The 23197-nt window shown below is 62.9% G+C and carries 25 protein-coding genes and 1 tRNA gene; 12 read left to right on the top strand and 14 right to left on the bottom strand.

Translation table 11 applies throughout. The features are described 5' to 3' along the window. Positions 1-24: 24 nt before the first annotated feature. Positions 25-95: transfer RNA gene (locus D9V28_RS09225), tRNA-Gly, on the top strand. Here D9V28_RS09225 and D9V28_RS09220 read toward each other — a convergent pair. The 3 genes from D9V28_RS09220 to D9V28_RS09210 form a co-directional block, all read right to left on the bottom strand. Further along, positions 87-899: a hypothetical protein gene (locus D9V28_RS09220; RefSeq protein WP_121659403.1), complete on the bottom strand. Its 813-nt coding sequence runs from the start codon at positions 897-899 to the stop codon at positions 87-89. The genes D9V28_RS09225 and D9V28_RS09220 overlap by 9 nt on opposite strands. A 452-nt stretch (positions 900-1351) precedes the next feature. Beyond that, positions 1352-3247, bottom strand: coding sequence for an FAD-dependent monooxygenase (locus D9V28_RS09215; RefSeq protein WP_121659402.1), 1896 nt, complete (start codon positions 3245-3247; stop codon positions 1352-1354). 24 nt (positions 3248-3271) lie between these two features. After that, positions 3272-4651, bottom strand: coding sequence for an MFS transporter (locus tag D9V28_RS09210; RefSeq protein WP_121659401.1), 1380 nt, complete (start codon positions 4649-4651; stop codon positions 3272-3274). 192 nt (positions 4652-4843) lie between these two features. Between D9V28_RS09210 and D9V28_RS09205 the strand changes: the two genes are divergently transcribed. Beyond that, positions 4844-5308: a hypothetical protein gene (locus D9V28_RS09205; protein ID WP_121659400.1), complete on the top strand. Its 465-nt coding sequence runs from the start codon at positions 4844-4846 to the stop codon at positions 5306-5308. 21 nt (positions 5309-5329) lie between these two features. Here the strand turns inward: D9V28_RS09205 and nhaA are convergent, their stop codons facing one another. Next, positions 5330-6661, bottom strand: coding sequence for a Na+/H+ antiporter NhaA (gene nhaA, locus D9V28_RS09200; protein ID WP_121659721.1), 1332 nt, complete (start codon positions 6659-6661; stop codon positions 5330-5332). Between the two features lie 169 nt (positions 6662-6830). On the opposite strand from nhaA, the gene D9V28_RS09195 reads away from it, so the two are divergent. Continuing rightward, entirely contained in the window at positions 6831-7166 is a 336-nt protein-coding gene (locus D9V28_RS09195) for a Rossmann-fold NAD(P)-binding domain-containing protein (RefSeq protein WP_147440958.1), read from the top strand. A 200-nt stretch (positions 7167-7366) separates the two neighbouring features. Here the strand turns inward: D9V28_RS09195 and D9V28_RS09190 are convergent, their stop codons facing one another. Next, positions 7367-7621, bottom strand: coding sequence for a hypothetical protein (locus D9V28_RS09190; RefSeq protein WP_147440957.1), 255 nt, complete (start codon positions 7619-7621; stop codon positions 7367-7369). Between the two features lie 311 nt (positions 7622-7932). Between D9V28_RS09190 and D9V28_RS09185 the strand changes: the two genes are divergently transcribed. Continuing rightward, the gene (locus tag D9V28_RS09185) at positions 7933-8361 is read left to right on the top strand and encodes a VOC family protein (RefSeq protein ID WP_121659397.1); all 429 of its coding nucleotides are present in this window, start codon (positions 7933-7935) and stop codon (positions 8359-8361) included. 68 nt (positions 8362-8429) lie between these two features. Then, on the top strand, positions 8430-8660 hold the full coding sequence (locus D9V28_RS09180; RefSeq protein WP_121659396.1) for a PLDc N-terminal domain-containing protein: 231 nt from the start codon (positions 8430-8432) through the stop codon (positions 8658-8660). On the opposite strand, the gene D9V28_RS09175 is transcribed toward D9V28_RS09180, so the two are convergent. From D9V28_RS09175 to D9V28_RS09160, 4 genes are all read right to left on the bottom strand, one after another. Further along, on the bottom strand, positions 8647-9252 hold the full coding sequence (locus D9V28_RS09175) for a hypothetical protein (RefSeq protein ID WP_147440956.1): 606 nt from the start codon (positions 9250-9252) through the stop codon (positions 8647-8649). The genes D9V28_RS09180 and D9V28_RS09175 overlap by 14 nt on opposite strands. A gap of 67 nt (positions 9253-9319) precedes the next feature. Further along, on the bottom strand, positions 9320-9931 hold the full coding sequence (locus tag D9V28_RS09170) for a DUF2238 domain-containing protein (protein WP_121659394.1): 612 nt from the start codon (positions 9929-9931) through the stop codon (positions 9320-9322). A gap of 6 nt (positions 9932-9937) precedes the next feature. After that, a complete protein-coding gene (locus D9V28_RS09165) occupies positions 9938-10822 on the bottom strand; it encodes an endonuclease/exonuclease/phosphatase family protein (protein ID WP_121659393.1) in 885 nt (294 codons plus the stop codon). A 73-nt stretch (positions 10823-10895) separates the two neighbouring features. After that, positions 10896-11585: an NUDIX domain-containing protein gene (locus D9V28_RS09160; RefSeq protein ID WP_229727849.1), complete on the bottom strand. Its 690-nt coding sequence runs from the start codon at positions 11583-11585 to the stop codon at positions 10896-10898. A 111-nt stretch (positions 11586-11696) separates the two neighbouring features. On the opposite strand from D9V28_RS09160, the gene D9V28_RS09155 reads away from it, so the two are divergent. Together D9V28_RS09155 and D9V28_RS09150 are read left to right on the top strand one after the other, a co-directional pair. After that, entirely contained in the window at positions 11697-12542 is an 846-nt protein-coding gene (locus D9V28_RS09155; protein ID WP_121659391.1) for an SDR family NAD(P)-dependent oxidoreductase, read from the top strand. 38 nt (positions 12543-12580) lie between these two features. Then, positions 12581-13087 (top strand): universal stress protein, encoded by a 507-nt coding sequence (locus D9V28_RS09150; protein ID WP_121659390.1) that lies wholly within the window; start codon positions 12581-12583, stop codon positions 13085-13087. A 43-nt stretch (positions 13088-13130) separates the two neighbouring features. Here D9V28_RS09150 and D9V28_RS09145 read toward each other — a convergent pair whose 3' ends face one another. From D9V28_RS09145 to D9V28_RS09130, 4 genes are all read right to left on the bottom strand, one after another. Then, entirely contained in the window at positions 13131-13658 is a 528-nt protein-coding gene (locus tag D9V28_RS09145) for a DinB family protein (RefSeq protein ID WP_121659389.1), read from the bottom strand. A gap of 75 nt (positions 13659-13733) precedes the next feature. Continuing rightward, positions 13734-15008 (bottom strand): serine hydrolase domain-containing protein, encoded by a 1275-nt coding sequence (locus tag D9V28_RS09140; protein WP_183086480.1) that lies wholly within the window; start codon positions 15006-15008, stop codon positions 13734-13736. Between the two features lie 93 nt (positions 15009-15101). Beyond that, positions 15102-16778 carry an alpha-amylase family protein gene (locus D9V28_RS09135; protein ID WP_121659720.1) on the bottom strand — a complete coding sequence of 559 codons (1677 nt, stop codon included), beginning with the start codon at positions 16776-16778 and terminating at the stop codon, positions 15102-15104. A gap of 5 nt (positions 16779-16783) precedes the next feature. Next, entirely contained in the window at positions 16784-17737 is a 954-nt protein-coding gene (locus tag D9V28_RS09130; RefSeq protein ID WP_121659387.1) for a TIGR03885 family FMN-dependent LLM class oxidoreductase, read from the bottom strand. A 132-nt stretch (positions 17738-17869) separates the two neighbouring features. Between D9V28_RS09130 and D9V28_RS09125 the strand changes: the two genes are divergently transcribed. The 5 genes from D9V28_RS09125 (at position 17870) to D9V28_RS09105 (ending at position 21791) form a co-directional block, all read left to right on the top strand. Beyond that, entirely contained in the window at positions 17870-18172 is a 303-nt protein-coding gene (locus D9V28_RS09125; RefSeq protein WP_121659386.1) for a DUF2470 domain-containing protein, read from the top strand. 103 nt (positions 18173-18275) lie between these two features. Then, on the top strand, positions 18276-18692 hold the full coding sequence (locus D9V28_RS09120) for a DUF4383 domain-containing protein (RefSeq protein WP_121659385.1): 417 nt from the start codon (positions 18276-18278) through the stop codon (positions 18690-18692). Between the two features lie 46 nt (positions 18693-18738). Continuing rightward, positions 18739-19311 (top strand): hypothetical protein, encoded by a 573-nt coding sequence (locus tag D9V28_RS09115; RefSeq protein WP_121659384.1) that lies wholly within the window; start codon positions 18739-18741, stop codon positions 19309-19311. A 74-nt stretch (positions 19312-19385) separates the two neighbouring features. Continuing rightward, entirely contained in the window at positions 19386-20036 is a 651-nt protein-coding gene (locus D9V28_RS09110) for a biliverdin-producing heme oxygenase (RefSeq protein WP_121659383.1), read from the top strand. Between the two features lie 57 nt (positions 20037-20093). Beyond that, the gene (locus D9V28_RS09105) at positions 20094-21791 is read left to right on the top strand and encodes a long-chain-fatty-acid--CoA ligase (RefSeq protein WP_121659382.1); all 1698 of its coding nucleotides are present in this window, start codon (positions 20094-20096) and stop codon (positions 21789-21791) included. Between the two features lie 17 nt (positions 21792-21808). Here the strand turns inward: D9V28_RS09105 and D9V28_RS09100 are convergent, their stop codons facing one another. Continuing rightward, positions 21809-23137, bottom strand: coding sequence for an ATP-dependent DNA helicase (locus tag D9V28_RS09100; RefSeq protein WP_121659381.1), 1329 nt, complete (start codon positions 23135-23137; stop codon positions 21809-21811). Between the last annotated feature and the right edge of the window lie 60 nt (positions 23138-23197).

Raw genomic sequence — 23197 nt, 5'->3', positions numbered from 1 at the left:
ACGAAAGTCGTCGCAGGGCGTCACGCGGATGTAGTTCAATGGCAGAACTTCAGCTTCCCAAGCTGATAGCGCGGGTTCGATTCCCGTCATCCGCTCTCTTTTTCCTCGAGCTGTCCGGCAGCTCTTGCTGCCGCGTCCCCAGCGCACTTCGATGCGATGTATCGCTCGATCAAGAGCTTGTGCACCTGCGGGTCGTCCCGGAGGTACGCGAAATCGGGGTCGTGGTATGTCGCAGTTTGCAGCGCCTGCAGGTAGGCAATGATGCCGTTTTGATACCTCTCCTCGCCGTTGCGAACCCGCTTCGCAACGTCGGGATGTGCCTGAAAAGCCAGGTCAACGAGAGCCATTGCCCGCTCGGGCGCCGGCACCGCACTGAGTGTTGGAATGATCGTTTCCGCGAGGGCACCGAACACCCAGTACTGAGCCCAGGGCGACTCGTTTCTCAGCACAGCTGCCTCGGAAAACGGCTCTGGCCAGAACTGGAGCAGGTAGAGCTCGGACGGTTGCGCCTCCGGTTCGCGAAGGAACTGCTGCGAACCAATTTCTCCATCGACAATGGTGAAGCGGACGCGATACGTGACGCCGGGCGTTAGAGGTACGGAGAATCCGGTTGCGCCGGGGTCCCAGGGGTCGATCGAGACGGACGCCCCTGCTGTGATGGAGAACTCGACAACATCGCCCCATGCGGGATGGAGAGCTGGCGGGCTCGAGAATATTTGTGCCTCCGCGGAAACACCGCCGAAGTGCCGAGCAGCGGTGAGCCTGACATAACCGGGCTCGATCCCGCTGACCAGCCCCAATGGCGACCCCCAGGGGATATAGGCCCTGCCGTCTTCACCAACACGGAGAAAGAACTGCGAATAATAGGCGTCAACCACGCCGCGAACGCTCGTGTCCATGGGTCTCCCGTTGAAGCGCCGAAGACGTACCTGCTACCGCGGACAATCTATCGTTCGTGATGCCATCGGCGCGCTTTGGTTACACCTCTGGCGGAACGGTTGGGAGGAGATACAGGCCCATAGGGGCTGGCGTGCGACGCACACGCGGCGTACGTTTGGCTGCATCCCACCCATCGAGAAGGGATTTGTCATGCCCACGAACACGGAAGTTCGGATTTGTCGGTACTGCGACAGCAAATCGCTCAGGCTCGCGGTTGGAACGGATAGCCGCTCCAAACCGGGCTTCGCGTGCACAAATCCGCAGTGTGTGTACAAAGGCATTCTGCAACACATCGGTTGAAGGGCAACACGGTCTAGGGAGCACACGGAGCGTCCGATGCACCTACCCCTGAGGAGGCGCGGACCGGCGAGAGGATCGCTGCGTGTCTCTGACCGGATCATTAGGACCTCGCTCAGGGCGCCTGAACCATCGACCTTTCGAAGAATTCGGCAAGCGCGTCGGTCGCTGTAAGGGGAAGCACCGCGGCGACATACTGATCGGGACGCACGACCACGACGAGCCCGTCGCGCGAAAGCCCGCGCTCGTCGTAGATGTCCGTGTTCGTCCACGCACTTGGCGCAGCGGCGAAGACCTTCTCCCAGTCCGTGAGTCCGAGCGGCCCCGTTTTCGGCCGGAAGATCGCGGGCACCCGCGAGATGTCGACGCCTTCGAACGGCTGCTGATAAATGACTTTCACATCGAAAACATCGTCGATGTCTTCGGCCCGCGAGGTGTAACGAATCACCGGCGAGGTGGCTGAAGACGAGATCCACTCCGCCCAGGACGTGAGTTCCGAAGGTTCCCCCGCGGACGGCGAATCAGCGAATGCGTAGAGACGCCACCGCCCATCCGCCTTCGCATGGTGTCCGAGGTGGACAGCGTTGCCATCCGCAACGAGCGTGACCTCGGACGACTTGAAGCGTTTGCCGATCGGGAACCCTTCGGCCAGCGATTGATGGGCGGCGTCCCCGACGATCTCGGATCGCTCATATTGGGTCATGAACCCGGAGGGGAACTCCGCCGTTGCGAGGTAATAGGTCGCCAGGTCCTGTGGGTCGGAGATCTCTTCAGGCTTCCGAGCCATGAGAGAAGACCACTCCCGGTCGAAATCTATGAGTTGCTGGGCCACTGGCTGGCGCTCGGCCGAATAGGTGGCCAACAGAGCGTCGGGGCTGCGCCCGGTAAGCACCGAGCCGAGCTTCCACCCGAGGTTGAATCCATCCTGCATGGACACATTCATGCCCTGCCCAGCTTTCGCGCTGTGGGTGTGGCAGGCGTCTCCTGTGAGGAAGACGCGCGGGGCGCGCTCTGAGCCATTAGGAACGTCGTCGAACTTGTCGGTGACCCGATGGCCGACCTCGTAGACGCTGTGCCAGGCGACTTCTTTCACATCGAGCGTGTAGGGGTGCAGGATGTCGTTTGCCTTGCGGATGATCTCATCGATGGGGGTGAGCCGGACGCGGTGCTCATCGTTTTCGGCGACCGCTCCGAGATCAACGTAGACGCGCGAGAGGTACCCGCCTTCGCGCGGGATGTGCAGGATGTTGCCAGCAACCGCATTGATGGCGCATTTGGTTCGCCAGTCGGGAAAGTCGGTGTTGACCATCACATCCATGACACCCCACGCGTGCAACGAAGCGGCCCCGACGTGCTTTCGTCCGATCGCCTCACGAACTCCGCTGCGCGCCCCGTCGCAACCGGCGACGTATTTGGTACGGATGGTGCGCTCTTCGCCCGCGCGTTCACCCGTCACGTAGCGGAGACGGACTTCAACGGGGAACTCACCCTGCTCGTGCACTGTGAGCGACACGAACTCGATGCCATAATCGGGCGCGATACGCCCAGGGCCATTCGCCGCCGCCTCAGCGAAGTAGTCGAGTACGCGCGCCTGGTTGACGATGAGGTGTGGGAATTCGCTGATCTTGAATCCATAGTCCTCGGTGCGGCTGGTGCGGACGATGTTCGCCGGGTTCTCTGGATCTGGGTTCCAGAAGTTCATGTAGGCAATGTTGTAAGCCTCGGCGACTATTCGCTCCGCGAATCCGAACGCCTGAAACGTCTCGACGCTCCGCGGCTGGATTCCGTCCGCCTGTCCGAGGGGAAGCCTGCCTGCGCGCCGCTCAATGATGCGCGTCGCTGCCTCTGGGAACTGTGCCATCTGGGCTGCGAGAAGCATCCCAGCAGGTCCTGACCCGACGATCAGCACGTCGATCTCTTCGGGGATCTCGCTCGGACGATCGATGCCTGTGCCCTCGGGCGCAATGACGCGCGGGTCGCCAGACACATACCCGTGATGGTGGAACTGCATGCTGATTCCTTCGCTCTTCGAGGATTAGGCGCGGGCGAGGCCGCGGATCGGGCTGATCGACTGCTGCTCCTCGTGGTCCGGTCCGAGTGGGATTCCACTCCGGTCGCGAAGCAGCAGCGTTGCGATCAGGCCGATGACGGTCATGGCTGCGAGGTACCAGGTGACGGACAGAGTGCTGCCCGTTGCCTGCACGAGCGCCGTAGCGATGGTCGGAGCGAATGCACCACCGATGATCGCGCCGATTGCGTAGGAAATAGAGACCCCGGAGAAACGGATGGAGGCGGGAAAGAGTTCTGCGTAGAGCGCTGCCTGCGGTCCGTACGTGAAGCCGAGCCCGAGTGTCAGGATTGCCAGGCCGGCGAAGAGAAGCCCAACGCTGCCGCTGTTGACCAGCGGGAACAGGGTGATCACACCGACCAGCTGCAGCACCCAGCCGATGAGGTAGGTGGCACGACGCCCGAGGCGGTCCGACACCCAGCCAGCGAGCAGCGTGGACAACAGCCACGTCACGGCGGATCCCGCGACGGCCCACAGAACCGGGCCGCGCTCAAAGGCGAGCGGACCGTCAGGGTTCGTGGCGTACCCCTGGATGTAGCCGCCTGTGGTCATGTAGCCGACGGCGTTGTTGCCCGCGAACACCAATGCAGCGACGACGACCAGGAGCGCGTGCTTCTTGAACAGCTGCACGATCGGCATCTGGGCCTTTTCCTTACGCTCGGCGAGTTCGGTAAATACCGGGCTCTCCTCGACCTTCCGGCGTACGTAGTAGCCGACCAGAATCAGCACCACGCTCAACAGGAACGGAATGCGCCAGCCCCACTGGAGGAACGCGTCGCCTGGCGCGATGATCGTCATCAGCGCCATTACCCCTGACGCGAGCAGGAGGCCAAGCGGAACTCCGATCTGCGGAGACGCACCGAAGATGCCACGCCTGCTTTGCGGCGCGTGCTCGACAGCCATGAGGACGGCGCCACCCCATTCGCCGCCCGCGGAAATGCCCTGGAGGATCCGGAGAAATACGAGCAAGATCGGCGCAGCAATTCCAATCGCCTCGTACGTGGGGAGCAATCCGATCAGAGCGGTCGACGCACCCATCAGGATCAGTGTCCACATGAGCACCGTTTTGCGTCCGTACTTGTCGCCGAAATGACCGGCAAGGAAGGCACCGAGCGGGCGAAACAGGAAGCTCACTCCCACGGTAGCGAAACCGAGAATCGCGCTGTCCGCACCCAGCGGCGCAAAGAAGAGCTGGCCGAACACGAGCCCCACCGCGGTCGCGTAGATGAAGAAGTCGTACCATTCCACCGTGGTTCCGACGATCGTCGCGAATACGACGCGTCGCCGCTCGGCGTGAGTGGCGATCGTCCCCGTAGGGGCCACACCTTCTGGTTGTGATGTACTCATCGGGGTGACTCCTATGTCAGTTCGACGGCATTGTCTGAACTCGAGTCCCTTGCAACAGCTTCAAATCGTTGCTCGCTCGAATAACGAAAATCATATACGAGTTCAAATACGACACAAGGGCAAGGCGACGCAGAACGACCGAGATCGACACTGAAACACAGCTCGCCGATTCGTTGTGGCAGGCTAACGGACGTGGAAACCCTCCCCCCTGACCTCACCGCCGAACAGTACAGAGCCCTCAAAAAATCGGCAGGAGGCTACTGGGGCATCCAGTTTGTCGCCTGCACTTTGTTTGTACTCCTCGGAATCGCCGGTGTGGTCGCGGCATGGGGCTACGGCATCGGATTCACCGGGGGTGACGCAGCAGCCGGCGACGGACTTCTGTCCCTCATCACGGCTGCGGCATTCGGGGCGTGCATCGTCTATCTGCTGACGGTGTATCGGAAGAACACAGGATTGGGCAGACTGCGTTACGCCTGGGTGCTTCGCCAAACAGGGCTGGTGAACGCCGGGAACGTCCGCAACCCTGTCAAGGACGTGCGCGCAATGTCGCTTGCGCAGAAGGCGTCCCAAGGCGAGCTCACGCACGACGAGCTGGCAGCACTCCAGGCGCTGGATCCGAACTTTCCCTTCCCGTGGCGGATCCCACCCCGGTAACCACGTTCCGTCAGCGCGGTTTCAACGGCCCGTCTGATACACGTCCGGCGTCCCGTCGTTATCCGCATCCGCGCGCTCAGCGACCTCAATTCGCTTGTAAACGCGGTTGCGTGCCCGCAGGACAACCGCCGCGAGCATTGCGGCCAGAACGGATGCTGTCAGGACAGCGACCTTGGCGTGATCGTTTTCGGGACCCCCGGCTCCGAAGCTCAACTCGGCAACCAGCAATGACACCGTGAACCCGATTCCGGCGAGCAGGCCCATACCGAGAAGGTCAACCCACCGAAGCGACGGATCCAACCGTGCCCGAGTGAACTTCGCGACCGCCCAGGTGGTCACCAGAATCCCGACCGGTTTCCCCGCCACCAGAGCGACGATGATCCCGATCGACACGGGGTCGGCCAGGGCGGACGTGAACCCGTCAATACCTCCGATAGCGACACCTGCCGAGAAGAATGCGAAAACCGGCACGGCGAAGCCGGCGGAGATCGGCCGGAACCGGTGCTCGAAGATCTCCGCCAGTCCGGGCCCGGCTGAAGGGCCACCACTCGCCGCGCTGCGGATCACCGGGATAGCGAATCCAAGCAGCACACCGGCGATCGTGGCGTGGATGCCCGATGCGTGCAACAACGCCCAGGTGGCCAGTCCGAGCGGCAGCAGGATGAGCCAGGCCGCAGCCGGTTTCATCCCGAAGAACCGGCGATAGCGTTGCGCGAGCACCGTGTACAAGGTCAGAGGCACGAGGGTCAGGCCCAGGGCGAGAACGTTGATCTCGCCCGTATAAAAGACGGCAATAATCACGATGGCGATGAGGTCATCAACCACGGCGAGGGTCAGGAGAAAGATCCGCAGAGCACTCGGCAGGCGCGATCCAACGATCGCGAGCACGGCAACAGCGAACGCGATGTCGGTCGCCGTGGGAATCGCCCATCCCTGGATGGTTTTCTCGTTCCCCCAGTTCACTGCCGCATAGATGAGCGCTGGCACCACAACGCCGCCGACCGCCGCGGCCACGGGGATGACCGCCTTACGAAAATCACGCAGGTCTCCCGCAACAATTTCCCTTTTGAGCTCAAGGCCGACGAGGAAAAAGAAGATTGCGAGCAAGCCATCGGAGGCCCATGCGCCCAGGCTCAGTTCGAGATGCCACGGCGCATAACCCACCCTGAAGTCGCGAAGTGCGAAGTAGCTGTCGGCAACGGGAGAGTTGGCCCACACCAGAGCAATGATCGCCGCTCCGACGAGAAGCATCCCGCCGACGGTCTCCTTGCGAAGGATCGCACCGATACGCGTTGCTTCCGAGAAGCTTCCTCGCGAAGGAACGGTTGCCGGCGCGGACGGGGTGGATGCCATAAAGGGAAACTCCTTCAGAAATGGGTCGCTGATCGAACTTGCCGACCAGACTTCCCGGCGCACCCCCTCGATCTTATCGGCGGCTCCGCCAGACCACACCTCTCACCGCGACGATCCAACAATGCGCAAGCCCCTCGGCAAAAGTGCAAGCGGAACGTACCGTGAGCACATGAAGCACGTCACGTTCGGAGACAAGTCCCTTCTTATCGGCGACCAGGCAACTGACCTCCTCCTCGAGTACGCCTCATTGCTCGCCACTGAAAGCAAGGCCGACACGGTGACGCTGCGCGCGATAAGCCCGGACGGCAACGAGACGGAGGCGACTTTCCTGCTCGACAGCGGAGTTGCGCTCATTGCCGAGACCACGATTTCCAGCCTCCCCGATCTCGACAACGCAGACGCTGTCGCATACATGCAGGAACGAATAATGCTGTTGTCGTCCCCGCCTCCCGTGCGCCCGCACGACGAGACCATGCCTGAAAACTACGAGGACCTCAACCTCTAGGGCTGCTCTTGGGCTCCCGCAATCACGGCTCGCAACCAGTCGGCTGCGACCTCGTCGTTGGCCAGGGTCCCATATGGCCCCGCCCCCGACGACCCGAAACTGCTTCGATTCTGGCCGGTTGACATGTGCAGGCTCTCGCCAGCGGCAGCCAGCCCTGGCACTTCGGTCGTATTTGAACTGCGGCGAGCGCCTCTCGCGACTCAACCACCCGGAAGCTCGTCGCTGGATGGCTCGATGAGTGCGTCCAACGCACCCTTCAGCGAATCAAAGATCTGCACCCGGGGTTCGTGTTGAAGTCGCACCAACTCATAGCCAGCGCTCGTCCGATCGATGTAGCCCAGCATCCGTGGTGCGTCTCTTTGAGCGAAACGCCCGTCGCAAACCCGCCACTCGTGGTCGCTGATGGCAAGGATCTCCAGTACCGGCTTCGTCGCGCGATCCTGCAAAAGAGTCATATCCTTCCCCATCTCTCTTCCACTACGCAAAGATCTTCCCCACCGGGGACCTCAACCGTAGGTTGACAAAAAGGTTGGCGGCAGTCCTTGACTTCGAAGGTTGGAGGGCAAACACGAATGCCCTTACTCCCGTGACGGCCTTGTTGATTCGGCGCCCGAAGCACGAGCCCGCGGGGTCTTCCAGCCCGAACGCATCAATGCTTTGCTGGGAGATCCGCGCGGCTCAATGATGCCAACGGGAGTGAACACCTGTGGTCGAACGCTGTCCTCAAGGTGTGGCTGCAGCACAACGATGAAGGAAGGGAACGAGAATGACGGATCCCGTGAGCCACCCACCGGCGTTGCTCCGATTCGTGGATGCGGTGATGCTGCCAGTGCCGAACCTCGAAGACGGGCTCGGCTTCTACCGCGATAAGCTCCACCACGAGCTGATCTGGCGAAACGACGCGATCGGGCAGGCGGGATTACGACTGCCCGAGAGCGACACCGAGCTGGTTCTCAGCACGAACCTTGGTGCGGCCGTGAACTGGCTCGTGGCATCCGTCGCCGATGCACTCAACACGATTGTTGCAGCGGGTGGGACGATCGTGGCCGAGCCGACGAACATCCCGGTGGGCAAAGTTGCTGTGGGAGCGGATCCGTTCGGCAACCAGCTCGTTCTTGTCGAGCTGTCGAAAGGGCGGTATTCGACCGACGCGAGCGGCCAGGTCGTCGCGGTCGAACCAGAAAATGCGGGATAGCTGAAAGCACGTCTTGACCACTCACGGCCACTGACCTAGGTTGAGGGGCACCTCACGGAAGGGCTCCCATGACCGCCGATCTCATTCTCGCAAGTGCTGTGGCCGGTGCTGCAGGGGCCGCGTACCTCACCGCTATCGCGTACGCCGTCGTCACCATTCTGCGTTCACCCAAGCTTGAGACGTGGGGACGGGCATTTTGGGTCGCCGCGCTCGTCTGCGTGCCACTCGTCGCCATGGTGGTCTGGTTCGTTGCAGGACCGCGCCCGTTCGACACGGCGCTCAGCTTCAGTCGTCGGTGACGCGCAGCCTGGCCAGGTCGGTCTTGATGAACTCCTTGACCCGTTTCGCCCGCATCTTCTCGTACTTCGGATCGGTCTCACGCACGTAGCCCGTGTTGCGCAGCCGGGCCCGCAGCTCACGGCCGATCTCCTCCCACGCGTCATCACGTGCCTGCTCGACAATCGCCCGAATCCGTTCGGAGTTGTCGGCCTCCGCCTTGAGCGCCTCGGCGAGCGCCCGGTGCACCTGCGGCCGCCGGCGGTGCTCTTCGTCAATCTCGTCCTCGTCAACGAACGGATCGCCGAGGTTTGCGTCGCCTGGCGAGTACGCCCAGTGACCAAGCCGTTCCAGCCGTTTAGCCGTGTAGGTGTTCTCATCGGCGAGCGCGAGGAACTCCTCTCGAGCCGCTTTTCCGAGCGCCTCAGCGTCGAACTTGAGGTCATCACGAAGGGCACCAACGATCACCCTGTTCTTGATCGCCATCCGCACCGATGACGCCGTGATGAGAACGCCCTCCTCAACCACGCGATCGATGGGTGCGATCGGGTCCTGCGGCAGCGGTTTGTACCTACCGACATTCACGCGGGCGGGGCGACGGCGGAAAAGGGGCACATACACATTGTCTCGCGAACGGGGTCAGGAACGCATGCTTTCCGAAAAAGATACGAGCGGATGCCACTCAGCGGCTTCGGTCTGTACCAACCAGAAGCGGCATGAAACAGCCGGCGAGAATTGAGCCGAGGCCGCCAGCGACAAGATCGCCGATCGTGTCGTTGTATGCGACATAGATGGTGTCATCGATGTAGGTGTGCCCGAGCCACTCACCCATTTCCCACAACGCACCGGTTGCGAGGCCGAGCGCTGTCGTCAGCACGATGGTGAGCGCGTAACTCCGACGCTCACTCATCCCGGCGAGCGAGACGCCGAGCCGAAGGCACAGTACCCAGGCGAGGGCGGCAACGAGTCCGTTGAGGGCGAAGTGCACAACGATGTCCCACCACGGGATCGAGTTGTACAGGTCGAGCACCGCGCTCCAGGCTGCGACCAGAACGACGATGCCTGAGGCGGCGTCGAGCAGCGCACGGGCCCCGAGGAACCGCGGAGCAACAACACCGAGCAGCGCGAGCGAGAACACAGCCATCTCGACAAACCCCCACCCGATCGCCACAACCACGAGGCTCCCGAGCCCCAGGATCCGAATGAGGTCGGCGAAGCGCTCACCGAACGAGGTGGCTGGGCGAAGGAAGTTCGTGACAAGCCAGTGTCGTCGCCGGACCGGGTGGGAGGTCACTCGTTCTTACTCCTTCTTACCGTGCAGCACCGCTTGGACTGGTTCGTGGTCAGATGCTGCGGCGCCGGAGAACCGGACCGCATTGATTCCCGCAGAGTCCACCTCGACCGCATCATTCACAAGGATCCAGTCGATGCGTTTGCCTCCGCGTTTGGGTGGGCGGTACCCAGAGTACGTGGTCCATGCCTCGGTCAGGCGGGTCTTCGCCGCCTGCCAGCTGTCGAAAAGTCCCCCCTCACCGGTCAGGTACCGGTACGGCAGTGACCGCGGCGTGGTGTTCATGTCGCCCATCACCACGACGGCACCTGACGCTGACGCCGCCAGCTCACCGAGCAGCCGGGCGGAGCGGTATCGCGACTTTCGGGAGAGGTGATCGAGGTGAGCGTTGACGATTTGAATGGGCAACCCTGTTGCTCTGTCGGTGAACCTCGCCACAACGGCGACCCGGGGAATGAGATTTCCCCACGACCGCGACCCGGGCACCCCCGGTGTCGCCGAGAGGGCCACCTGTTTCCACGAGTCCAGGCTGAGGCGGCTGGTGTCGAAGAAAATGGGGCAGTGTTCTCCACCGTGGTCGGGGTTCCTGCCGTAACCGACCCACTGCCAGGACGGGCCAAGCGCGGTCTCGAGCACGTGCAGCTGGTCAGGCATGACCTCCTGCATTCCGATCACCGACGGCTGTTCGCGCGCGAGCAATTGGATCAGTAACCATTTGCGGTCTTCCCAGCGGTCGGGATGCCGTTTGGCCAGGTGTGGGAATGGCCGGCGGATGTTCCAACTCATGACGTGCAACCGGTCGGGCTCGATCGGACCGATCATGGCGCGTTCCCCAGCAGCGCCGTCGCCAGCGCCGTCCCCGATACCGTCGCCAACACGGTCGCTCAAAGCCATGTGGTCAGGGTATCCTCGCCCGGGCGGCGGCGCCACGGGTTGCCAAGGGGCTGGCGCCAGAATTTCGGCGTGGTCAGGCGAAAATGCCCTCGAGAGCAGCCCACTGCAGCAGGATCACCGTTTTACCATCGACGATTCTTCCGTCCTTCAGCATCTCAAGCGCCACCGCGTATGGAACAGTCAGCACCTCGATGTCTTCCCCATCGTCCTCGAGCCCTCCACCAGCGCCTCGAAGATCATTTCCTGAATAGGCGGCGGCGTAGAAGTGCACGCGCTCAGTCACCGAACCGGGACTCATGTAGAGGTCGAAGACGTGTCTGAGCTCGCCAACAGTGACCCCGAGTTCTTCCTCGGCCTCGCGGCGGATCGCCGTCTCGGGGTCATCATCGTCGAGCAAACCCCCAGCCACCTCGATGAGCATGCCATCCGGATGCTCGTTGACGTACGCCGGAAAGCGGAACTGCTTCGTCAGCAACACGGTGCGGGCGACAGGGTCGTAGAGCAGGATGGTCGCGCCGTTTCCGCGATCGTATGTCTCACGTTGTTGCTCAGACCACCTGCCGTCTCGACGCCGGAAGTCGAATGTCGTTCGGCGCAGCACATGCCACCCGGTCGACGTCAGCTCCACGTCCTTCACGATCACGTCCGGGTTTCGGGTCAGGTCGCGACCGACCCGGTCAAGGCCCGTACGACCGCGCGGGTCGGGCGAATCGAGGCCTGGCCCCGATCGAACATCGCTGGCGTGTTCGGGCTGATCAATCATTCGGTCCTCCTGCCTGTGCTGTTTCATCCGCCCTGTCAACCGGGGCGTTTACCCAACCGGTCGCCATAGGCTGTTCCCTCGACACACTAGGACACACAGGATCGAGGGGCCATGACCGGGCGCACAGTGGTGATCACAGGAGCCAGCGACGGGATCGGTGCGGTCGCCGCGCGTCGACTTCACGACGCCGGCGACACAGTTGTTGTTGTGGGCCGGTCACCGCAAAAAACGAAAGCGGTCGCAGGCGCCCTTGGCGTGGCATCCGTCACCGCTGATTTTTCCCGCCTCGATGACGTTCGTGAGCTGGCCTCCACCCTGCTCGACCGCTACGACCGCATCGACGTGCTGGCGAATAACGCCGGCGGCATCTTCGGCGATCGCACGCTGACCGTCGATGGCAACGAGACCACCTTCCAGGTCAACCACCTCGCGCCGTTCCTGTTGACGCACCTGCTGCAGAACCGCCTGAGCGAGAGCAACGCGCGGATCCTCAACACGTCGAGCGTCGCAAACACCCGCTTCGCGAAGTTCGACATTTCCGACCTGAACCTCGAAAACGGCTACACAGAGAACCGGGCGTACGGCAACGCGAAGCTCGCCAACATCCTCTTCACCACCGAACTGCACCGGAGATATGCCGACGACGGCATTTCGGCAGCGGCGTTCCACCCGGGTGTGGTCGCTACGAACTTCGCCGACGGATCGACGACGGCCATGCGCCACCTGTACCGCAGTGTCTTCCGCTTCCTGCTGACCTCGCCTGAGCAGGGCTCAGACACCCTGGTCTGGCTGGCCCAGGCCGCACCAGGCGTCGACTGGGTGTCTGGCGCGTACTACGCGAAGCGGCAGATCGCAAAGGCCAACCCGCTGGCATACGACACAGCCCTGGCCTCCGAGTTGTGGGAGAAAAGCGCGGCACTCGTCGGTATCCCCAGTGCGGCGCCCGATCGACACTGACTCTTCCTCCCCCGTTCTCCGCGGGGCATACTGGCAGCATGAGCGACAGCGACGATGCGGGCCAGGTCGAATCAGGGCACCAGCGGGTACCGTCGATTCTCGTCGGAGTCGACGGTTCAGAGTCGTCGATTCGGGCGCTCCGCCACGCGCGGCGCCTGGCCGACGCTCTGAACGCCCCGCTTGAAGCGGTTTCGGTCTGGCTGAAGGCGTACTCGATGTACGACTTTTACCAGAGTGACACCGGCTGGACGCCTGCACAGAACATCGAGAAGATGCTCGATGTTGCCGTCGAGCAGGCGTTCGGCGCAGACATCCCGGCGCGGTTCACCCGAACGGTCCTCGAGGGAGCCCCGAGCAGCACCCTGATTCGGTACAGCGCCGGTGCCGAGATGCTCGTTCTCGGCGGTCGCGGGCACGGCGGTTTCACCGGGTTGATCCTTGGCTCGGTCAGCTCGGCGTGCGTCGCACACGCTCCCTGCCCGGTGCTCATTGTGCACAACGATGCTCAACGCCGCGGCGGCGCCACAGGGTCGCGCTCCCGCTGACCGCAAATTGAGCGGATGCCACGTGGCGGTCCGCTCGGTCGGCTTACGCCTTCGGCGCGGTCACGTCCCACAGGTGGTGAATCGGGTCGTGTGTCAGGTACTGACCGAGCGTCTCGACGGTGAAGACGGCCCCATCACTGCGGCGACCGGTGCGGGCGACGTCGTGAACGGGAATCGCTTCGAACGCGTCAGCGAGCTGGTGACCTGCTGAGACCAGCTCGGCCGACACGAAGGCCGGGTCCTGCTCCAGGTAGCGGTCGGCGACGGCCGTTGCGTCCTGATCCCAGTTTTCGAACTCCGGATCGGTCTCGGAGAGCATGACGGCTAACCGGGTGTGAAAGATCCGGAAGACGTCACGGACGTGGGCCGCGTACTCCAGCGGCGACCAGGTCTCATCATTCGGGCGTTCGCGCACGTCAGCGCGAAGCAGCACCTGTGGCCAGGCCGCTGGGTTTTCTCGCAGGATGCGTGGCACGTCAGACAGCTGAACGGAACTGGCGTCGAAACCACAATCGGGGCAGGGGCGTTCAAGCACCCAGGTCCAGTTCTTGGTGTCTGGCGTAATCGGCATGTCCCCACCCTAGAGGCACGCCTCCTCGTGGCAGCAGGAAAAGCCGCCGTTTACCGACGAGTTTCGGCCAGCGACCTACGCGGCTGGGGGCTGGCAGACCGCGCGTGCGTTGAGCTGTTCAGACATCTGCTCCTCCGACCACGGCAGGCCGCCTGTCGGGCGTTCCCTGCTCTCGGCTGGGGCTGCCTTGGCCGCGATGGCCGCGAGTTTCATCGCCAGGGTCTGCGCGAACTCTTTGCCGGCCGTCGAGTTGTTGAGCATCACGACGACGGTGAGCCCCGACTCAGGATCGGCCAGCATCGCAGAGAGGTGCCCCGGAATGTATCCGGCCTGGCCTCGCATCGGGCCCAACTGCAGCGCGCCGGGGCCATACCCCTGCCACGCCGGTGCGTCGTCGGCGACCGGCACCGTCTTCCACGCCTTCTCCTCAGTTTTCTCTCCCAGCAGCGATCCGGCTGCGAGCGCCTGCACGTACTGTTTGAGGTCACCGACCGTCGACACAACACCGCCGGAGGAGAACACCATCGAGTTCGACAGTTTGGACTCGTCGGTTGGAGTGGCGCAGGCGAGGGTTCCGTCGGCCTGCCGTTGCGCTTCCCACCCTGTCGCGAACGGAGCGGGCAGTTCGATGGTCTCTGGCGAGGGGAAGAACGTATTCTCCATGCCGATCCGGTCGAAGATGTACTCCGAGTACAGTGTCGCCATACTCGACTGCGTCGCGGCCTCGAGCGCAAGACCGAGGAGCACATAGTTGGTGGCTGACACGGAGTACTTCGCACCTGGCGCTCCCGTGGTCGGGAAGGAGACGCCGTGGGAGACGAGCTCCATGGGTGTCCATTGGCGCTGGGGGTTGCTGGCGAAATACTGCTTGAGCTGCGCTGCGTAATCGCCGAGCCCAGATGTGCTCTGGCAGAGCTGGCCGAGCGTGAGCCCGTCCACTCCGACGACGCCGGACAGGTGCTCGGACACTTCATCGTCGAGAGACATTCGGTCCGCATCCACGAGCGCGAACAGCACATCGCAGGTCATCGGTTTGGTGTTGTCCCCTACCCGGAAGTGCATGTCGGCTGACATCGGTTCACCTCCAGGTGCGACAGTGCCAGCTGCGGAGGTCCAGGTGCCTGACCAGGGCGCCCACACGCCGACGACAGCGCCGGAGGCTGCGGCGAGCCCCATTCCATTGGCGAGTGCGGCATCGAGCTGCTCGACCGTTGCGGCCGGAAGGTCACCAGACGCCTGTTCGGGGAAGTCGACAGTTGCCGTCACCGGCCCTGAGCAGCCGGCGAGACCGGCAATCAGGCTCGTTGCAACGGCGAGAGCGGCGACGCGCTTCACAATTCGAATTCTCATCCATCCCCCTGATGGCCTCACATTTCGGGAGTCTATCCGAGCCCTGACCCTCGATTGGGAGGGCGCGGCTGGTGTGAGCATTCCGTTATCTGATCAATACAATCGCCGGCTTCCCTGCTCGATCACACGCAGCCAGCGATAGCCGTACCCATCGAGCTCGACGTCGGCCTTGCCCGATTCGGATAGCTCCACCTCGCCACCGTTGAGCAGGTCGACTAGCCGCGTCGTGGCATCCGTTCGGGGGATCGTCAGTGCGACGCTGACGGGATTCTGACCAAAGTTATGCAGGGCGACCATGCGCCCCTCCGCCGCTGACACGCTGTGTGCGAGCACAGAACTGTGCGGCTGGTCGAGCACCTCGAACGTGCCCCAGCCGATCTCCGACGAGTTGCGGTAGATGCGGCTGAGGGTGCGGACGAAGGTCAGCAGGGAATCGGGGTCGCGCCGCTGGTCTGCGACATTGACGAACCGTGGCGAGTAGCCGTCCTCGACAACCGGAGCGGTGAGTTTCCTCTTCGACGCATCCGAGAACCCACCGTTTGGGCCTGGGTTCCACTGCATGGGTGAGCGGACGGCACCGCGGCCACCGATCGCGAGGTTCTCCCCCATGCCGATCTCCTCGCCGTAGAACAGCACGGGTGTGCCAGGCATCGAAAACAGCAGGCTGTATGCCATCCGGATGCGGCGGGGATCGCCACCGAGCATCGTTGGCAATCGCCTCACGATGCCGCGGCCGTACACACGCATCTCCTCGTCAGGCGCGAAGGCAGCGAACACCTCCTCGCGTTCCAGGTCGGTGAGTTTGTCGAGGGTTAGTTCGTCGTGATTGCGCAGGAAGTTTGCCCACTGCGCCGGCCGACCAAGTTCGGGCCGTGTGGCGAGCGCATCGGCCAGCGGTGCCGCGTCCTCCCGAGCCAGCGAGAGGTAGAACTTCTGCATCGCCACGAAGTCGAACTGCATCGTGAGCTCGTCGAGTGCCTCGCCACCGAAGTAGGTGACCTGCTCGTCCCTGGGGAGGTTGACCTCCCCGAGGAGAATACCGTCGCCGGTGCGTCTGCCCAGGAACGCTCGGAGCGACTTGAGGTAGTCGTGCGGATCGCCGTTCGAGTCGTCGTCTGAACTCTTGCCCGGGTCGCGCTCGAGGAAGAAGGGCACTGCGTCGACCCGAAATCCGCTGAGACCTAGTTCGAGCCAGAACCCCATGATTTTCGCGATCTCCTCGCGCACGGCAGGGTTCTCGACGTTGAGGTCCGGCTGGTGGCGATAGAACCGATGCAGGTAGTACTCCCCCGTCTTATCGTCCAGTTCCCAGATTCCGGACTCTTCGCCGGGGAACACCGTCTGCGGCTGATTTGCCGGGGCTTCCTTCCGCCAGACGTAGAAGTTCCGGTACGGCGAATCAACACTCGAGCGGGACGCTTTGAACCACGGGTGCTGGTCTGACGTGTGGTTGACGACCAGGTCGGCGATAACGCGAATTCCCCTGTCCTTCGCCATTCGGAGCACCTCGACCAGGTCGCCGTGGTGCCCGAGCCGCGAGTCGACGCCGTAGAAATCGGTGATGTCGTATCCATCGTCCCGGTCAGGAGTCGGATAGAACGGCATGAGCCACAGGCAAGTTACGCCGAGCTCGGCGAGGTAGTCGATGCGCTGCGCGAGTCCGGCGAGGTCCCCAACTCCGTCATTATTCCAATCGAGGAAGGTCTCGATATCCAGGCAGTAGACCACGGCGTTCTTCCACCACAGGTCGGCGGTGTCCGTGGTCTTCATGTCGTTCATGCGAACTGGCTCACAACACGATCGCCGAACACATCGAGGAACCGATCCTGTTCGGTGCCAACGTGGTGCAGGTAAATCTCATCGAAACCAAGCTCGACGAACTCTGCGATTCGAGCGGCGTGCCAGGCGGCATCCGACGACACGAGAACGTTCGACGTCATGTCCGAGGGCTGAACGTGCTTTGACGCCTCGTCGAACCCTGCAGGGGAATCGATGTCCCAGCAGATCGGAGGCGCGAACACGTTGCTTCGCCACTGGTCGTGCGCGATGGCGAGCGCTTCCTCGTCAGTCGACGCGTAACTGAGGTGCACCTGGAGCACGACAGGCCCTGTCCCTCCAGCCCCGCGGTAGGCCTCAATAATTGCGCGGAGGTCATCAGGCTCCTGCAGCACAGTCGCTAACCCATCAACCCACGGCGCCACGAAGGCTGCTGTCTCGGGGCTGGTCGCCGCGCCAAGCAGCGGGGGCGGGGAGTCGGGCAGCGTCCAGAGTTGGGCCCGGTCGACGGTGACCAGTCCGTCGGAGGTCACTTCTTCTCCGTTCAGCAGGCGACGCATGACATCGACGCTCTCGCGCAGTCGATCATTGCGCACGCTCTTGCGCGGCCAGGCATCCCCGGTGATGTGCTCGTTCACGTTTTCGCCCGATCCGAGCGCCGCCCAAAAACGCCCGGGGTACATCGCCTCGAGCGTTCCGGCTGCCTGAGCGACGATCGCCGGGTGATAACGCTGGCCGGGCGCGTTGACGACGCCAAACTTGAGGTTGGTGGCTTGCAAAGCTGCGCCGAGCCACGACCACGCAAATCCCGAATGCCCCTGGCGGGCGCTCCACGGAGCGAAGTGGTCGGAGCACATGGCGGCGCCGAAACCGACCTCTTCAGCTTTGATCACCGCGTCCAGCAGCCGCCGGGGGTGAATCTGTTCGTGCGATGCGTGAAAACCAAGAATCACAGTGTCTCCGCCTTTCGGGTTTCCCCGAGCTTAGGCAGGCGAGACTCGGCCGGACCAGCCCTCGCGCAGGACAGGTGTTCCGTGGTAACCCGCCAATTGACAGGGCACGATGTGATGCACTGTCATGAAGACATGACAGTGCACACCTTTGACGACACGATTGTTGCTGCCGTGCTCAGGCACATGAACACCGATCACAGCGACGACAACCTTTTGATCGCGAAGGCGTTTGTGGACCGTGACGCCGAGGCGGCGACCATGATCGGTCTCGATGGCGGTGGTGGCACCTGGCGCGTCACGGTCGACGGTGACGAGCGCGACGCTGTTGTGCCGTGGAAGACAACCGTCACCGAGCGCGCGGAGATTCGACGCGAGGTTGTCGTTCTCTACGAGGCAGCGTGTGACCGGCTCGGGGTTCCCGCTCGCGGTCACTAAGATCGCCGGGCGTCGAGGAATTCCCGGTTAGACCAAACCGATCGGTGTAGAGGTCCGAATGGGTTCTGTGCGGCATTCGCCGCCCGGAACTCCAGGAGGAACCATGCGCAATTCACCCAACCGTCTTCTCGCCACAATTTTCGGCGCGGTCTACCTGCTCGTCGGACTGCTCGGCTTCGCGGTCACCGGTGGTCTCAGCATCATTGCGACCGAGGGAAATCTCCTGCTTGGGCTGTTCGCGGTCAACCCGCTGCACAACATCGCCCACCTGCTGATCGGCCTGGCCTTACTTATCGCAGGCGTTTCAACGGTTTCGGCATCGAAGACCGTCAACACTGTGGTCGGAGCCGTCTACCTGCTGCTGGGAATCGTCGGTTTCTTCCTGGTCGACACCGCCTTCAACATCCTCGCCCTCAACACGGCAGACCACTTCCTCCACCTCGGTAGCGCCATTGTGCTCCTCGGCGTTGGCCTGGCAGCTGACAAGGCCACCCGGGCACCGGTCACGGCTCACGCCTGACCCAATCTCCGCGCCGCGACTGCTTTCACTCAACGACGGGAACTTCATGTCTGACCTGCAGAAAAGCCTGATGGCCCTGGCGGCACTTGGTGCCGGCCTCGTGCATCTTGCTGTCGCCGCCGGTTCACCGCTGGTTGCCGCCGTGCTGGTTGGCGCGGTCGGGATCGGAGAGCTGGGTTGGGGCCTGGCCATACTTTCCAGGGGAAGGGTTCTTACGCCGACTGTCGCGCTCATCGGTTCACTCGCACCTGTGGCCCTGTGGGGGTTACTCATGACGGTTCGAGTGGCCGGTGGCCTTTCCGCGACGACCGATTGGGTGCCGGTCGGCCCGTTGGCCGCTGCCTCGCTGCTCAGCCTCTCCGTCGCTGTGGTGCTGTCCGTTGATCGTCGGCGACGGAAGACGGGAGGTCGAGCCGGCCCACCCGCCCGAACCGCGACCAGGCCGGGTCGGTTCCTGCTCGGAATGCTGTTGGGTGCGATGGCCGTCGCTGGACTGGTAACGCCCGCGCTCGCAGCTACGAACGCCGGAACTTACGCCGTGCCGCACGGAGAACACAGCACAGTACCGGCAGGGAATGAGCTCAACTCGCCGGGTCCCGGCACCCATTCTGCGCACTGACCAATACCGCCATTTCGCCAGTCCACCCGGCTATACTAAGGGCACCCTAACCGCCTCAACGACGGAGAGCCCCTATGTCAGTGATCCCGTTCTCGCAGGAACTCCGTGAGCGCACCCGAACGAGCCACTCCGAAAGCGAAGGCGCCGATTTCATGGGTGATCTGATGTGCGGCAAAGGGACAGTCGACGACTACATTGCCCTCGTCGTCCAGCACTACTTCATCTATGAAGCACTCGAGTCGGCGACTGAGCGAATGAGGAGTGACCCTGTGGCCGCACCGTTCATCTCGGACAAGCTGACGAGGCTGCCAGCCATCGAGGAGGACCTGCGCTTTCTGATCGGCGTCACCTGGCGCGACACTGTGACGCCGTTGCCGACAACCGTGGCGTACGTCGAACGGATCCGTCGCGTGGCCGCTGTCTGGGCCGGGGGGTTCGTTGCCCACCACTACACCCGCTACCTCGGCGATCTGTCAGGTGGGCAGGTGATTCGCACGTTGATGCAACGCCAGTTCGGGTTCGAAACCAACGGGGTGGGCTTTTATCTGTTCGGCGACATCGCTGAGCCCAAGCGATTCAAAGACACCTACCGCGACCAGTTGGACGCGGTGCCGTGGGACGACGAGGAACGGTCCCGCGTGATCGACGAGGTTCGTGTGGCGTACCAGTTCAATACGGACCTGTTCACCGACCTGTCGCGCGCGAAAGCCGCGAACGTCGCATAATCAAAAGACCAGTGTTGCCCGAATACCGGGAGACATCGGTTCAACCCGAGGAGAAGCGTGAGTTCATTCGACAACAAACCCTGGCTGGACGCATACGCTCCCGAAGTTCCACACGAGATTACGCTTCCGACGGGGTCACTGGTCGACATGATCGACGACGCGGTTTCCCGGTTCCGTTCGAGGCCAGCCCTCGAGTTCTTCGGCAAGAGCATGACGTACGGCGAGCTCGGCGCGGAAATCGCCCGAGCAGCGGAGGGCCTGCGTCGGCTCGGCGTTCAGAAGGGCGACCGCGTCGCACTGGTCTTGCCGAACTGCCCCGAGCACGTCGTGGCCTTTTACGCCGCGCTCCGCCTCGGCGCGATCGTTGTCGAGCACAACCCGCTCTACACCGCCCGAGAGCTGCGCCACCAGTTCGAAGACCACGGTGCACGGGTGGTTATCGCGTGGGACAAGGTCACAGACACCATTGCTGACTTCCCCGCCGACCTGCCCATGGATGCCATCGTCTCGGTCGACATCACGCAGTCGATGCCGTTTGGCACCCGGCTCGCGCTCCGCTTGCCAGTGAAGAAGGCCCGCTCATCACGCACCGCTCTTACCAGCGGGAAGGTGACACGGGGCGCAACCACCTGGCCGCAATTACTGTCGCACGGAGCGCTGCGCAAGAAGCACCCGCGACCAGATGTGTCCGACCTCGCCCTGCTGCAGTACACCAGCGGAACAACGGGCAGCCCCAAGGGGGCAATGCTCAGTCACTTCAACCTGCGGGCGAATGCTGAGCAGGGTCGCGCATGGGTACCGGGACTGCGTGAGGGCAACGAAGTGTTCTATGGTGTTCTCCCCCTCTTCCACGCGTACGGGATGACGCTCTGCCTCACGTTTGCCATGAGCATGGGCGCGCGGCTCGTGCTCTTCCCAAAATTCGACGTCGACCTGGTTCTCTCGGCGTTCGCGAAGCACCCGGCCACTTTCCTGCCCGCTGTACCGCCGATCTACGACGCTCTGCAGCACGCGGCAAAGCGCCGGAAGATTGACCTGTCAGGCATTCGGTTTGCGATATCAGGTGCGATGAGTCTTCCCGTTGCTGTCGTCGAACGGTGGGAAGACGCGACGGGCGGGCTTCTCGTCGAGGGGTATGGAATGACGGAAACCTCACCGGTTGCCGTCGGAAACCCGATCGGTCCGACGAGGCGGCCGGGTACGGTCGGTGTGCCGTTCCCGAGCACCGAGATCAAAATTATCGATCCAGAGAACCCCTCGGTCGAGCGTGCGCCCGGTGAGGCCGGCGAGCTGGTTCTGCGCGGGCCTCAGGTCTTCTCCGGCTACTGGAAGCGGCCTGCAGAAAGCGCTGCCGTTCTGCTTGGAGACGGCTGGCTTCGCACCGGTGACATTGTCGAGGTGTCTGCGGACGGCTTCATCACCATCGTCGACCGCGTGAAAGAGCTGATCGTCACCGGCGGATTCAACGTGTCGCCATCGGAGGTCGAGCTGGCGCTGATGGGTCACCCTGATGTGCGGGAAGCCGCTGTCGTCGGCCTGCCGCTCGCCGGCGGCGGAGAACAGGTGGCCGCTGCCGTCGTGTTGAAGCCGGGAGCTGCGTTCGACGAGCAGGCCGTTCGCGACTTCTGTCGGCGTGGGCTCACCGCATACAAGGTGCCGAAACGCATCCTCGTGGTTGACGACCTGCCACGCTCCCTCATCGGCAAAGTCCTTCGCCGCGAGGTCCGTGAAACGATGCTCAAGGCCGCTGCATAACCGGCTTCGTGATTGGATCAGCGTTCGATGCCGCGCATGAACCGCTCGACGTCCTTGTCGACAATGATGTCGCGCGGGCGGAGAGGGCGACTCAGGTACAAGCCGTCGAGTGAGGTGAGCCGGCTGAGCGCGACGTAGGTTTGGCCGGGGCTGAATGCGCGGTCGCCGAGGTCGACGATCGCCCGGTCGTAGGTCTTCCCCTGCGACTTGTGGATGGTCACCGCCCAGGCCAGGCGTAACGGGAACTGCGTGAACTCCGCAACGATCTCCTTTTTGAGCTTCTTGGTCGCCGCCAGGTAGCTGTATCGGTATTTCTCCCAGACCACGGGCTCGACTTCGAAGATCTCGCCGTCGACGTCGACAAACACATTGACGTCGATCTTGGTGACGGTGCCGATGGTGCCGTTAACCCAGCGCTGCCCGTCACCACCGCCGCCTGAGTCGTTGCGGAGGAACATCACCTGAGCGCCCACTTTGAGCTCGAGCGACTCGTCTGCCGGATATGAGGCCTTGCCGAAGTCACCGCTCACCTCGGCTTCGGCCTTGAGCGCCCGACCCGGGAGTTTGGCCAACGCCGCAGCGTTGATGCGATTAACAATGTCGTTGCGGGTGGCCAAAGTAATGGTTCCGTCATCGGGAGGGGTGCGTGCGCCTGTCGAGTTGAGGATGCCGGCGATCTCGGCGGTGACCTGACCGAAGCGCACAGCGTTGAGCATGTGTTTGAAGTCAGCGTCGGCCTGGCGGTGGATCTCAACAAGCTCGATCACCTTGAGCTGGGTTTCCTGCCACACCTTCGCGTCAAAGAACCAGAACGACCGATAGGTGTCGGCGATGTATGCACGTTCGTCACCATGGCCGGGCACAGGCGCCAGCTGGTACGGGTCACCGAAGAGCACGAGTTGCACCCCACCGAACGGTTCGTGCCTGCGCTGGCGCGCCTGGCGGAGGCTGCGGTCGATGGCATCCATCAGGTCGGCGTTGACCATGGACACCTCGTCGATGACCAGCGTGTCGATGGTGTTGAGGAGCTTCTTCAGCGCGTCGTTCTGGTCGATGTCGTGATCGGCGATCAGGCCGATCGGCAGCCGGAACAGCGAGTGGATGGTTTGCCCGCCCACGTTGAGCGCGGCAACTCCGGTGGGGGCGCAGATGACGATCTGCTTCTCGGTGCGCCAGGACAGGTGGTTGAGCAGTGTCGATTTTCCGGTGCCGGCACGCCCGGTGACAAAGATGTGCTCGCGTGTTCCTTCGATGAGGTCGAATACGTACTGCTGCTCACGAGACAGTTCAATTGTCGGTTTGGTCTGGGTCACGGATGCCTTCACTTCTGTTTCGTGCGTAATCATCGTATGCGGCGTTTCGCGCCATTCCTGCAAACCGAGCTGATGGCATCCGTTATCGCCTGC

This window comes from Mycetocola zhadangensis (genome assembly GCF_003668565.1).
Lineage (GTDB): Bacteria > Actinomycetota > Actinomycetes > Actinomycetales > Microbacteriaceae > Mycetocola_A > Mycetocola_A zhadangensis.
The sequence above is the reverse complement of the archived record's forward strand: the minus strand, read 5'-3'. Positions and strand labels throughout refer to the sequence as shown.